Source organism: Bacillus sp. N1(2025), from assembly GCF_053470005.1.
The window spans coordinates 174,816-187,684 of sequence record NZ_JBLTJB010000006.1 but is presented as its reverse complement, the minus strand read 5'-3'; the positions used below and the strand labels follow the sequence as shown (position 1 = coordinate 187,684).

Genomic DNA, 12,869 nt, shown 5'->3' with positions numbered 1-12,869 from the left:
TAAAGCAGGTTTTTTAAGACCTGCAACTCTATCATACAAGATAATGACCTGTAAAAAAACATCCTCTTAAATATTAAACGAGAAACAGGAATTTATTTGTGAACTTTTTATGAATTTTACCAAATCCGCCGGTTTCTTAATAAAGCGGTTACTTTATTTCTATCAGACCCATCTGGAATAATCAACCCCATTATCTAAGAAGTCCTGATTCTATTATATTTTTGTGAACAAACAGAATTGAGAATTGCCACAAAACACATATTCGCTTACACTTGGTACGTATATCATTTTGTCCAGTTTGTTAAGAAGGTGAATGTAAAATGAATAAAGCTTTGAAAGCGCTCGGCGTACTGACGACATTCGTCATGCTCGTCGTGCTGATCGGCGGCGCTCTTGTCACAAAGACAGGATCGGGTCTCGGTTGCGGAAGGCAGTGGCCGCTTTGCCACGGCCGGTTTTTCCCGGAGCTTAACGCCGCTTCTATCATTGAATGGAGCCACAGACTCGCAAGCGGTGTCTCAATCGTTCTCGTGCTGAGCCTCGCTTTTTGGGCATGGAGAAAAGTCACGCCTGTTTTCCGTGAAACAACCTTTCTCGCCATTATGTCCATTATCTTTTTATTTTTACAGGCGATTCTCGGCGCATTAGCGGTTGTTTTCGGATCAAATGCGCTCGTTATGGCGCTTCATTTCGGCATATCGCTGATTTCTTTCGCTTCTGTTCTAATTTTGACGCTGCTCATATTTGAAGCTGATAAATCAGACAAAAAGCTCGTCAAGCCGCTCAGAATCGGCAGGAAAATGCAGTTTCATATGATCGGCCTTTCGATTTACACGTATATCGTCGTTTATACGGGGGCTTATGTGCGCCATACGAAATCAAGCCTTGCCTGCCCTGACGTTCCGCTTTGCAGCAGGCTGAACCACGGGCTTCCGTCCCATTTTCAGGAATATGTGCAGATGGGCCACAGAACGGCAGCACTGCTTCTGTTCGTATGGATTCTTGTCGCTTTTGCGCATGCGGTGCGCTCCTACAAAGATCAAAAACAGATTCTTGGGGGCTGGATAGCGGCTCTTGTCTTTGTTTTATTACAGGCGCTGTCCGGAATCATGGTTGTTTATTCAGAAATGGCCACCGGTTTTGCACTTGCCCATTCGCTCTTTATTGCCGGCCTGTTCGGCGTCTTATGCTATTTCTTATTATTAATCGCCCGCTTCCGCTATGAATCAAAACAGCGGAACATCTGAGGCACATGAAAAGGCCGAAGCATTAGAGCTTCGGCCTTTCTACATATAAAAAACCTGATCGCACACGGGGGCGGATCAGGTTTTTTATATTCATTTTTTACGCTTTTTCAATTTCGATCAGTAAATCACCTGTCTGAATCGGTTCACCGTTTTTCACATGAATCTGCTGTATCGTCCCGGAGAACGGCGCCTGTACCGTCGTCTCCATTTTCATCGCTTCATTAATCATCAGATGATCGCCTTTATTTACCTTTGCCCCGGTTTCCGTTAACAATTTAATGACGGTTCCCGGCATGGATGCCGCAATGTGGCTTGGGTTTGTCCGATCTGCTTTTAATTTTTCCTGTACGGACGATTTTATGCTTTCATCTTTAATGACCACCTCGCGCGGCTGGCCGTTCAATTCGAAATAAACGACACGTGTCGCATCTGGCTGCGGTTCACCGATAGATACAAGCTTCACGATCAGCGTTTTTCCGCGCTCGATTTCCACTTCGATTTCTTCACCGAGTGTCATGCCGTAGAAGAAAGTCGGTGTGTCCAATACGGAAATATCACCGAAGCGTTCAGCCGTTTTAACATATTCTGTAAACACCTTCGGATAAAGAGCATACGCGATTGCGTCCTGATCACTCAATTCCATCTGATGTGTTTCTTTCCATTCTTCTTTAATGCCTTCAAAAGATACCGGTTCAAGCAGCTCACCCGGTCTTACCGTGATCGGCGTCTGTCCTTTCAGAACGAGCTTTTGCAGTTTTTCCGGAAATCCGCCGTGCGGCTGGCCGATCTGCCCTTTAAAGAGCTCAACGACTGAATCCGGAAAATCAAGCGTTTCGCCTTTATCATAAACATCTTGTTCTGTTAAATTGTTTTGCACCATGTAAAGCGCCATATCTCCGACGACTTTGGAAGAAGGTGTTACTTTCACGACGTCGCCGAACATGCGGTTGACGACGCTGTACATGTCTTTCACCTCATTCCAGCGATCACCGAGGCCGACTCCTTTTGCCTGCTGCTGCAGATTGCTGTACTGGCCGCCCGGCATTTCATGATTATAAATCTCAGTATGCGGAGACTTCATCCCGCTTTCAAATTCACTGTAATACTGACGGACTGATTCCCAATATTGTGACAGTCTTTCCACCTGGCGGACATCCATTTCAGGACGGCGGCTGTTTCCTTCAAGGGCATGATAAAATCCGCTTGCGCTCGGCTGTGAAGTCAGACCCGCCATTGAGCTGACGGCGACATCCACGATGTCCACACCCGCTTCAACAGCTTTGGCATAGAGAAAGACGCCATTGCCGCTCGTATCATGCGTGTGAAGATGAACGGGAATATCAATCGTTTCCTTCAGCGCTGAGATAAGTTCGTATGCGGCTTGAGGTTTCAAAAGACCGGCCATGTCTTTAATGCCGAGAATGTGCGCACCAGACGCCTCAAGCTCTTTCGCCATAGAAAGATAATACTTCAAATCATATTTCGTCCGGGTCTTATCAAGAATATCTCCCGTGTAACAAATCGCAGCCTCCGCCACTTTTCCGGTTTCACGAACGGCATCGATGGCCAGCGTCATCCCTTTTACCCAGTTCAGGCTGTCAAAGATCCGGAATACGTCAATACCTGACTCCGCTGACTGCCGGACAAATTTTTGGATGACATTGTCCGGATAGTTTGTATAACCGACGGCATTTGATGAACGAAGCAGCATCTGGAACAATGTGTTCGGCACTTCCTTGCGAAGATCTTCAAGGCGTTTCCAAGGGTCTTCTTTTAAGAAACGGTACGCTACATCAAATGTCGCGCCTCCCCACATTTCAAGGCTGAACAGTTCAGGCCACAGGGCAGCCGTAGGATTCGCGATTTTTTTCAAATCATTGGATCTGATCCGTGTTGCGAGCAGGGACTGATGGGCATCCCTGAACGTTGTATCGGTCAGGAGCACGGATTTTTGCTCTTTCACCCAGTCTGCAAGCCCCTCGGCGCCTCTTTCATCAAGGATCTGTTTCGTACCGCTTGCCGGCTTTTCCCCGATATCTAACGTAACGGTCTGAGGCTTATCAAATGCAGGTTTTTCTTTTTTCCCGATTCCCGGAAAACCGTTCACTGTGACATTGCCGATATAGGAAAGCATTTTTGTTCCGCGGTCCTTCTGTTTTGGGAAAACAAACAGCTCAGGCGTTGTGTCGATAAACGATGTGTCGTATTGGCCCGTCAGGAATTTTTCATGCTTTGCCACGTTTTCAAGAAACGGAATATTGGTCTTAATGCCTCTGATCCTGAATTCCTGCAGGTTGCGGACCATTTTCGCTGATGCCTGTTCAAACGTCAGCGCCCATGTCGACAGCTTGACGAGCAGTGAATCATAATAAGGCGTGATGACGGCGCCCTGGAAGCTGTTTCCCGTATCAAGGCGGACGCCGAAGCCGCCGCCTGAGCGGTAAGCCATAATTTTACCCGTGTCAGGCATAAAGTCATTCAGCGGATCTTCAGTGGTCACACGTGATTGGATCGCATACCCGTTTGTAAAAATGTCTTTCTGCTCAGGGATATTGACGGCACGGCTGTGCAGTCCGTGGCCCTGCGCGACGAGGATTTGCGTCTGAACGATATCAACCCCCGTTATCATTTCCGTAATCGTATGCTCCACTTGCACGCGCGGGTTCACTTCAATAAAGTAAAATTCACCGCCCGCTACGAGAAATTCCACGGTCCCCGCGTTGATATAGCCGACATTTTTCGCAAGCGCCACAGCCGCTTCACAGATTTCGTCCCTTAATTCAGGCTGCAAAGATACACTCGGCGCCACCTCAATGACCTTTTGATGGCGTCTCTGAACGGAACAGTCCCGCTCATACAGATGGACGACATTGCCTTCTTTATCTCCGATCACCTGAACTTCAATATGCTTAGGATTTTCGATCAGTTTTTCAACATACACTTCATCGTTTCCGAATGCGGCTTTCGCTTCTGATTTGGCCCGCTCAAACGATTCTTTCAATTCGCTTTCGCTTCTGACGATTCTCATTCCGCGGCCTCCGCCTCCGAGCGATGCTTTAATAATAAACGGAAATCCGTGGACTTTTGCGAATTGTTCGACATCTTTTAATGTTTCAGCCGGTCCGTCACTCCCCGGAATAACGGGGATGCCGGCTTTTTCTGCCTGCTCCCTCGCCTTTACCTTATCTCCGAACATATCCAAATGCGCTGACGTCGGTCCGATAAATACGATGCCCTCTTCTTCACAGCGCCTCGCAAATTGGATATTTTCAGAGAGAAATCCGTAGCCCGGATGAATGGCATCTACGCCGTTTCTTTTTGCGATCTCAATAATCCCTTCAATATCAAGATACGCGTCAATCGGTTTTTTGCCTTCTCCCACAAGATAAGCTTCATCCGCTTTATAGCGATGATAGGAGCCTGAATCTTCTTTTGAATAAACGGCTACCGTTCTGATGTTCAATTCTGTGCACGCCCGGAAAATCCGGATCGCAATTTCTCCCCTGTTTGCTACTAACACTTTTTGGATGGATTGTTGTGACAAACTTTTCTCCCCCTTGGCCTAATAAATATGTAGTTTATAATAAAGGAATATCCGTGCTGTGTATACACTTGTTTTTTAGAGATACACAGATTTTTCCGTCTGCCGTCTTTTTACCCCCTTAGACGGAACGGGCTCCCTCTTTTTCTTCTTTTCTGAGTACTTGACATGCATGCTGACATTCACCAATATACCGGCACTCATTAATAACAAAAACATTGATGAGCCCCCGTAGCTGATAAACGGCAGCGGAACACCTGTGATCGGAATTAAACCGCTGACACCGCCGAGATTGATAAAGGTCTGAATCGCAATCATGCTGGATATCCCGATTGCCAAAAGGCTTCCGAACGGATCTTCACATTTTCTCGCAATATAAAAACCTTTTAACACGACAAAAGCCAGCAGCACAATGACAAACAGGACGCCGAAAATGCCGAGCTCCTCTGAAATAACCGCCATAATAAAGTCTGTATGCGATTCAGGCAGATAACCGTATTTTTGAATGCTTTCTCCAAGACCGAGACCGAAAAAACCGCCTGAGCCGATCGCATAATACGAATTTATAATCTGCAGGCCTGATGTGCTGGCGTATTTAAAGGGATTTTCAAGGCTTTCAAACCGGCTCATACGCCCGGGTGTCAAAATATCGTCCCATTTCAGATAGATGATCGGGCTGACAAGGAGTAATACGATTCCCGCCATGAGAACCAGCTTGAGCAGGGTCCTTCCGCTGAATCCCGAACACATAATGACGCAAAGCGCGATCAGACCGATAATCATCGCCGTTCCGAAGTCAGGCTGAATGGCGATAAGCGCACAAATGACTACGGTGACGATCACCGGCGGCGCAACCCCCGTCAAAAGCTGATCGATATAGCTTTGTTTCTTTGCGTATACCGCGGCAAGGTACAGTATCAGGGTCAGCTTGACAAATTCCCCCGGCTGAATGGCCATTCCGCCGATTTTAAACCAGCTTTGCGCGTTTCCGGCAACATGTCCGAAAACAAACAGCGCGCAAAGCGCAGCCACTGAGGCAAGCAGTATGAATTTCTGAATCTTTTGATGGGCGAACACTTTGTACGGAAAAACGGCCGCGATAATAAACAGCACAAACCCCGCGATGACGGCGAACAGCTGCCGTTTAAAGAAATAGTCGCTGCTCACGCCGTAACGCATAACGGCGGTAATCATGCTTGAGCTGTATACCATTACCAATCCGAAACTGCACAGCAGAATGATAGCGCATATCAATGAATAATCGTAAGATTTTAACATTCTTTTAAACATAACATCCTCTTTCCTGCTTAAAGCTTACGTTTAATACCTATTGCGTATTATATTTTACTATAATTCATAAACAATTTACGCAGTTTCTTTATAGTTTTTCGGATGAAATGCAGATTAAGAGACCGTCTTACGAAAAGAAGATGCAAAAAAACGGTTTACGGTTATAAAAAAACCCAAACCGTTGAATAGTTTGAGTTTGATCATTTATTTTCCTGTAAACGCGTCATGCAAAGCAGACAGTTCTCTTTCAAGTCTGTCCAGCAGCTCTTTGCCGTCGTTTTCGTCAACTAATCCCAGGCGGACAGCAAAATCGATTTCCCTCGACAGTCCGAACATCTGAGTATCCAAGACCTCTTCATACAGAGGACATTGAGGCATCGTTAAGTTATCCATTTGTACTCGGATCAGCTTCAAAATCTTCTCAGCATCTAACTTCAACAGCTCGAATGCTTTCTGCTGATGGTCAACTATAATCTCTGAAGCCAAAAGTATCCCTCCGTTCCCCAGGCGAGTACCTAATTCTTCTATTTATCATAAAGGGTATCAGGTGAAATTGCAAGAGGATTTAAGCAGATGTTATGATAAAAAATGTTTCAAAAAATACTCAGCCTGTATTTCTCAGACATGATTTCCAAAAGCTTCACACCCGCGATGCTGTTGCCTTTTTCATCAAGCGCCGGGCCGAATATACCGATTCCGAAGTTGTACGGCGAAATGCCCATGATTCCTCCCGAAACGCCGCTTTTAGCGGGAATGCCGACCTTAATCGCGAATTCCCCGCTCGCATTGTACATGCCGCAGGTCACCATAAACGTCTTGCAGATTCTCGCCACATCTTTTTTAATGACCTGCTCCCCGGTTTCCGGATGCTTGCCGTCAAGGGCGAATACGCAGCCGATTTTGGCTAAGTCCAGACTGCTCATCTTAATCGCGCACTGTTTTGTATACAAATCCATGACCTCTTCAACATCGCCTTTAAAAATGTCATACTGCTTCATGTAATAACACATGGCCCGATTAATCATGGAAGATTTGAATTCCGATTCCGCGACATGGCTGCAATATGTAATGTCCTGATTATTCGCAAGTCTTCTGATGAATCCGAGCAGGTAATCCAGGCGGTCTTTCGGCGAATGCCCTTTAATTAAACCCGTAACGATGAGAGCTCCCGCATTAATCATCGGATTTAAAGGCTTGCCCGGATTCATTGTTTCAAGCTTAATCATGGAATTAAACGGGTCGCCGGTCGGCTCCTGACCCACGCAGCTGAACACCTTTTCCTTTCCGTAATCCATCAGTACGAGCGCCAGAGAAAGCACTTTCGAAATGCTCTGCAGCGTAAATGTCCGGTCGGCGTCACCTGCCGTCAGACATGTATTTTCCGCATGATAAATCGTGACCGAAAGGCTGTCTTGTTCAGATTCAGCCAGAGCCGGAATATAGTCTGCCACTTTGCCTTCTTCGGTCCTTTTTTTCGCTTCCTGAACTAATGCGTCCAGCTCTTGGTAATGCCGGCATACCATGTCGATCATCCTCACTTCGCTGCCGTTGTATACATCTAATTTGCAACGCAAAGTGACAATTCATGCGAAAACTTTTATACTTTAAGTAAAGGGGGGCTTCACCATGAGCGTTATTCAAGTAAAAGGCAATGTTACATACCCGATTACAATTGATCCGAGTGTCTGGATTTTCGATGACCGCAAGTTTCCGTTTGAAAAAAATCAGCCCGTTCATCCGGACGGCTCTGCAGAAACCCAGGAGCATACGCTTGATCCGGAACGGGTGATCAGAGAAGGGCGCATTTCGCCGCCGACTTTAAAAAGCGAAAAACGTTATGAAAAAGAAAGACTGATGAACGGCAGCTTCGCCATGAAGCTCGGCGCTGTTTTAGCAAATGCCGAGCCGAAAGAAAGCGCTGTCCTGTGCGCATTTATTTCAAAATCAGAAAGAACCGAAGTGGCGCTTGAAAAGGCGATGGACGCAATCGCGCATTTCAGCGATGCGGGGAAACCCCTTCAAGACGGCGGTCCGGTCCATTTTTACGTGGACGGAGACTTTGAAAAACCAATAACGGGCGTCACAGAAATCGAAGTTTTATAACAAATCGGCGGCAAGCTGTGCAAGGCCGGATCTCTCACCTTTCACAAGCTTCACGCTGCCGGAGACGGTTTGTTCTTTAAACCGTTCTACAACATAAGCAAGTCCGTTGTTTAAACTGTCTAAGTATGGGTGATCTATTTGCTCCGGATCGCCCATCAGGACAATTTTGCTGCCCTCTCCCACCCGAGTCAAAAGCGTTTTGACCTCGTGCCTCGTCAGATTCTGAGCCTCATCAATAATAATAAACTGATCCGGAATGCTTCTTCCCCGAATGTATGTCAGCGCCTCCACCTGAATCGATCCGATTCCTGCCAAAATCGCTTCAAGTTCACCCGGCTTTTTCGCATTGAATAAAAATTCAAGATTATCAAAGATCGGCTGCATCCACGGCTTGAGCTTTTCCTCTTTTTCGCCCGGCAAATATCCGATATCCTTTCCCACCGGGACGATGGGACGCGCGACGATCAGTTTTTTATAAATACCGAGATCCTCCGTCTGCAGAAGCCCTGCCGCGAGAGCAAGCAAGGTTTTTCCCGTTCCCGCTTTTCCGATCAGGGTGACAAGCGGGATATCTTCCCTCAGCAGGAGTTCAAGCGCCATTGTCTGCTGGACGTTCTTCGGCCTGATACCCCATACGTGCTCATCATCGAAAACGAGTCTTTTTACGGTCTCGCCTTTCTTATCTGCCATGCCGACCGCAGACGAAGATCCTCCTAATTCATCTTTCATCAGCACAAATTGATTCGGATAAACTTGATGCTGCTGAAGCTCCTTAACTGAAATTTGTTTGTTTTTATAAAACGAGGCAAACCGCTCTTTATTCATAAATATATCTTTGTACCCGCTATATATTTCATCATGATCAACGACTCTGTCGTTTAAAAAGTCCTCCGCCAAAAGCCCGATGGCATCCGCCTTTACCCTGACAAGCACATCTTTGCTGACCAGGATGACGAGGCGGCCGTTTTCTTTCGTTTCCTCCTCAAGGCTTAAATTTTTTGCCACCGCCAAAATGCGGTTATCATTCGTTTTTTCGATAAAAATTTCTTGGAGCTGGTGAAATGACCGGTGGTTCAGTTCAATTCTGAGCGTTCCTCCGCTTTCAAGCGGAACTTTCTCGTGCAGCCTTCCTTTCTCCCTGAGCCCGTCTATCAGCTTAGATACGTGCCTCGCATTTCTCCCGACCTCGTCCATATACCGCTTTTTTGAATCGACCTCTTCCAGCACGACGGCGGGGATGACAACTTCGTTTTCTTCAAAGGAAAAAATGGCGTTAGGATCCTGCAAAAGTACATTCGTATCTAACACATAAATTTTACTCAAGTCTCAGCCTCCTGAAATAAGGATCAAAGCCCATCGTGTGCTTCTCTTTCCGCGAAAAACGGGGATGCCTGCTAAAATATATGATTTGGTGAATAAAGATAGAAGGTTAATTCAACAATAAAATAAATGAAAGCATTCAAGGAGGAAATCTGACGTGCGAATTCTTTTCATTATCATACAAGCCTTATTTATCCTTACCGGCTGCACTGCTGTACAGGACGGCCGCGGCCGAAATATTCAGAACGAATCAGCCGATCAGCGCGATGCAAAACCGATCCATGTGAAAAATACGGCTCCTGAGACAGCTGAAAATCCCGGCCGGACAGACATCGCTAAGCATCTCGTCGAGGTAACCGAAAAAATCCCCGGCATTTCAGATGCCACCGCGGTTGTACTCGGAAGATACTCCGTTGTCGGAATCGATGTGGATGACAATTTAGAAAGAAGCAAAGTGGAGAGCATTAAATACACGGTTGCCCAGGCGTTAAAAAACGATCCTTACGGCGCCAATGCCGTTGTCGTGGCTGATCCTGATACGGTTTCCCGTCTGAGAGGCATGGGCAGCGACATTAAGGCCGGCCGCCCCGTTTCAGGCATTTTGGACGAACTTGCCGCCATCGTCGGCCGCGTCATGCCGGAAGTCCCGAATGATGTGACCGACAATGAAAAAGAATCACCGACTCAATCGAATGATGATCAGCTGAACCAAAGAGACCAGAACAAGCTGCAGAACGAACAGAACGATCAATCGGATCATCATATGAAAAACCGCCGGTAAAAAGCAGCGCCCGCTCCAAAGGAAGGGCGCTGCTTTCTTTCCCTTTGGCAGGAGGGGCATCCATGATATAATGCTTGTCATAGTGAAAGAGGTGAAAAATCAATGAGAGTAAAATGTTCCATTTGCGACAAAATCGAACAAATTGATGATGAAACACTGACAGCCAAACGCCTCCGCAATCGTCCGATTCATACATATATGTGCCGGGAATGCCATGACCGAATCAAAGTCAAAACGGAGGCGCGGCTGAATACCGGACACTTTTCCTTTCATCCCGGACAAAAAGCGAAAAAAGATAAACTGAAAAAATAAACCGAATAAAAAATGACCCGCCGGAAGGCAAGGTCATTTTTTTATTGCGGTTTAGCTGACTGGCTTTTTTTGGACTGGTGCAGACGGATTTTGTAAACGATCAAAATCAAGGCGGCGACAACAAGCCCTTCTCCGACCGGCAGAAACACACCGAAAAAAGTCAGCACGGTGCAGCCGAGCACGAGAAAGAGATAAACTGCCGCAGCCTTCAACACCGGCAGCCGTTTGGCAAAGCCGAGTTTAAATACAATCACCGAAAGCACGACGATCGTTCCGTATAACAGCCACATTCCCGTCAGCGGATGCTCATCCACTTGGTAAAGAGCCGCAAAGAACGACAGCCGTTCACTTACTTCATTCAAAAAGATCCCCCTCCCCTTTTCCGTTCGGGTTCTACCTTTTCAAATTCTGCAAGTGATTAAGACATTCCTGCTGTTTTTTTCTTTTTCGCCGCTTTTTCACGTTCGTTTTTATTCAGGATTTTCTTTCTTAAACGGATGGATTCCGGCGTTACTTCACAGTATTCATCTTCGTTTAAGTACTCGAGTGATTCTTCAAGCGACATAATGCGCGCTTTCTTAATCGTAGTCGTTTGATCCTTCGTAGCGGAACGGACGTTTGTCTGCTGTTTCATTTTGCTGACATTGACGACAAGGTCATTGTCACGGTTATGTTCACCGACAATCATGCCTTCATATACTTCTGTTCCAGGCTCAACGAAGATGACGCCGCGGTCTTCAATACCTTGAATACCGTAAGATGTCGCTTTTCCGTTTTCCATGGAAACGAGCACACCCTGACGGCGGCCTCCGACTTGGCCTTTTTGCATCGGCTGATAGCTGTCAAACGTGTGGTTCAGGATACCGAAACCGCGTGTCAGTGACAGAAACTCAGTAGAATAGCCGATGAGTCCGCGTGAAGGTACGGTAAAGATCAGGCGGACCTGGCCGTTTCCGTTATTAATCATATCAAGCATTTCGCCTTTTCTCGCACCCATTGATTCCATAACAGAACCGGTATGCTCTTCAGGCACGTCAATCTGCACGCGCTCAACAGGCTCGCAGCTTACGCCGTCGATTTCCTTAATGATAACTTCAGGCTTAGACACTTGAAGCTCATAGCCTTCACGGCGCATGTTTTCAATTAAAATGGACAGGTGAAGCTCACCGCGTCCTGAAACAACCCATGCGTCAGGTGAGGCCGTCGGTTCGACACGGAGACTGACATCTGTTTGAAGCTGCGCGTTCAGACGCTCTTCAATTTTACGGGATGTGACATATTTGCCTTCACGACCTGCAAACGGGCTGTTGTTTACGACAAATGTCATTTGGAGCGTAGGCTCATCAATGCGCAGAACCGGCAGCGGCTCATGGTGTTCAGCCGGACAAACCGTTTCACCGACGTTGATGTCTTCCATGCCCGAAACGGCAACGAGGTCTCCCGCTCTCGCTTCTTCAATTTCCACGCGTTTCAATCCTTGGAAACCGAAGATTTTCGTTACGCGGAATGATTTTACCGTTCCGTCAAGTTTCATCAATGAAACCTGCTGACCCACTTTCATCGTGCCGCGGAAAACGCGTCCGATACCGATACGGCCGACATAATCATTGTAATCAAGCAGCGCCACTTGGAATTGAAGAGGCTCTTCGGCGTTATCAACCGGGGCAGGGACATGTTCAAGAATCGTTTCATACAGTGATTCCATATTTTCGTCCTGCTTTTTCGGATCCAGACTTGCCGTTCCGTTAATCGCAGAAGCATAGACGACAGGGAACTCAAGCTGTTCTTCGTTTGCGTCAAGCTCGATGAACAAATCAAGCACTTCATCAATGACTTCTTCCGGACGGGCGAAATCACGGTCGATTTTGTTTACGACGACAACCGGATTTAAGTTCTGCTCAAGGGCTTTTTTCAGTACAAAACGGGTTTGCGGCATGCAGCCTTCATATGCGTCAACGACTAACAGAACGCCGTCAACCATTTTCATAATCCGTTCTACCTCTCCGCCGAAGTCGGCGTGTCCCGGAGTGTCCAAAATATTAATGCGTGTATCTTTATAGTTAATCGCAGTATTTTTCGCAAGAATTGTAATACCGCGTTCACGTTCAAGATCGTTTGAATCCATTGCGCGCTCGGCAATATTTTCGTTGGCACGGAATGTTCCGGCTTGGTGAAGCAATTGGTCTACCAAAGTCGTTTTCCCATGGTCAACGTGGGCAATAATCGCGATGTTGCGAAGATCGTTTCGAAGTTTCACATTTTCATCTCCTAAAAA

11 protein-coding genes are annotated in these 12,869 nt (G+C 46.7%); 4 read left to right on the top strand and 7 right to left on the bottom strand.

What is annotated here, in order from left to right; all coding sequences use genetic code 11:
- Positions 1 to 320: 320 nt before the first annotated feature.
- On the top strand, positions 321 to 1,247 hold the full coding sequence (gene ctaA, locus ACNFN4_RS15075; RefSeq protein WP_021493725.1) for a heme A synthase CtaA: 927 nt from the start codon (positions 321 to 323) through the stop codon (positions 1,245 to 1,247).
- Between the two features lie 97 nt (positions 1,248 to 1,344).
- Here the strand turns inward: ctaA and pyc are convergent, their stop codons facing one another.
- From pyc to glsA, 4 genes are all read right to left on the bottom strand, one after another.
- On the bottom strand, positions 1,345 to 4,791 hold the full coding sequence (gene pyc / locus ACNFN4_RS15070) for a pyruvate carboxylase (protein WP_021493726.1): 3,447 nt from the start codon (positions 4,789 to 4,791) through the stop codon (positions 1,345 to 1,347).
- 75 nt (positions 4,792 to 4,866) lie between these two features.
- Positions 4,867 to 6,078, bottom strand: coding sequence for an FtsW/RodA/SpoVE family cell cycle protein (locus ACNFN4_RS15065; protein WP_072177548.1), 1,212 nt, complete (start codon positions 6,076 to 6,078; stop codon positions 4,867 to 4,869).
- Positions 6,079 to 6,282: 204 nt separating this feature from the next.
- Positions 6,283 to 6,564, bottom strand: coding sequence for a YlaN family protein (locus ACNFN4_RS15060; protein WP_003154494.1), 282 nt, complete (start codon positions 6,562 to 6,564; stop codon positions 6,283 to 6,285).
- 107 nt (positions 6,565 to 6,671) lie between these two features.
- On the bottom strand, positions 6,672 to 7,601 hold the full coding sequence (gene glsA, locus ACNFN4_RS15055; RefSeq protein WP_021493728.1) for a glutaminase A: 930 nt from the start codon (positions 7,599 to 7,601) through the stop codon (positions 6,672 to 6,674).
- Between the two features lie 103 nt (positions 7,602 to 7,704).
- Here glsA and ACNFN4_RS15050 point away from each other — a divergent pair, with 103 nt between their 5' ends.
- On the top strand, positions 7,705 to 8,181 hold the full coding sequence (locus ACNFN4_RS15050; RefSeq protein ID WP_012117486.1) for a hypothetical protein: 477 nt from the start codon (positions 7,705 to 7,707) through the stop codon (positions 8,179 to 8,181).
- Here the strand turns inward: ACNFN4_RS15050 and ACNFN4_RS15045 are convergent.
- Positions 8,176 to 9,504, bottom strand: a complete 1,329-nt coding sequence (locus tag ACNFN4_RS15045; protein WP_014417660.1) for a PhoH family protein — start codon at positions 9,502 to 9,504, stop codon at positions 8,176 to 8,178. The genes ACNFN4_RS15050 and ACNFN4_RS15045 overlap by 6 nt on opposite strands.
- Positions 9,505 to 9,658: 154 nt before the next feature.
- Here ACNFN4_RS15045 and ACNFN4_RS15040 point away from each other — a divergent pair, with 154 nt between their 5' ends.
- Complete coding sequence (locus tag ACNFN4_RS15040) at positions 9,659 to 10,282, top strand: YhcN/YlaJ family sporulation lipoprotein (protein ID WP_012117484.1); 624 nt, start codon at positions 9,659 to 9,661, stop codon at positions 10,280 to 10,282.
- Between the two features lie 102 nt (positions 10,283 to 10,384).
- The gene (locus ACNFN4_RS15035; protein ID WP_007409677.1) at positions 10,385 to 10,594 is read left to right on the top strand and encodes a YlaI family protein; all 210 of its coding nucleotides are present in this window, start codon (positions 10,385 to 10,387) and stop codon (positions 10,592 to 10,594) included.
- A 41-nt stretch (positions 10,595 to 10,635) separates the two neighbouring features.
- Here the strand turns inward: ACNFN4_RS15035 and ACNFN4_RS15030 are convergent, their stop codons facing one another.
- On the bottom strand, positions 10,636 to 10,956 hold the full coding sequence (locus tag ACNFN4_RS15030) for a YlaH-like family protein (RefSeq protein WP_007611192.1): 321 nt from the start codon (positions 10,954 to 10,956) through the stop codon (positions 10,636 to 10,638).
- Between the two features lie 56 nt (positions 10,957 to 11,012).
- Entirely contained in the window at positions 11,013 to 12,851 is a 1,839-nt protein-coding gene (gene typA / locus ACNFN4_RS15025; protein WP_014417657.1) for a translational GTPase TypA, read from the bottom strand.
- Positions 12,852 to 12,869 lie beyond the last annotated feature (18 nt).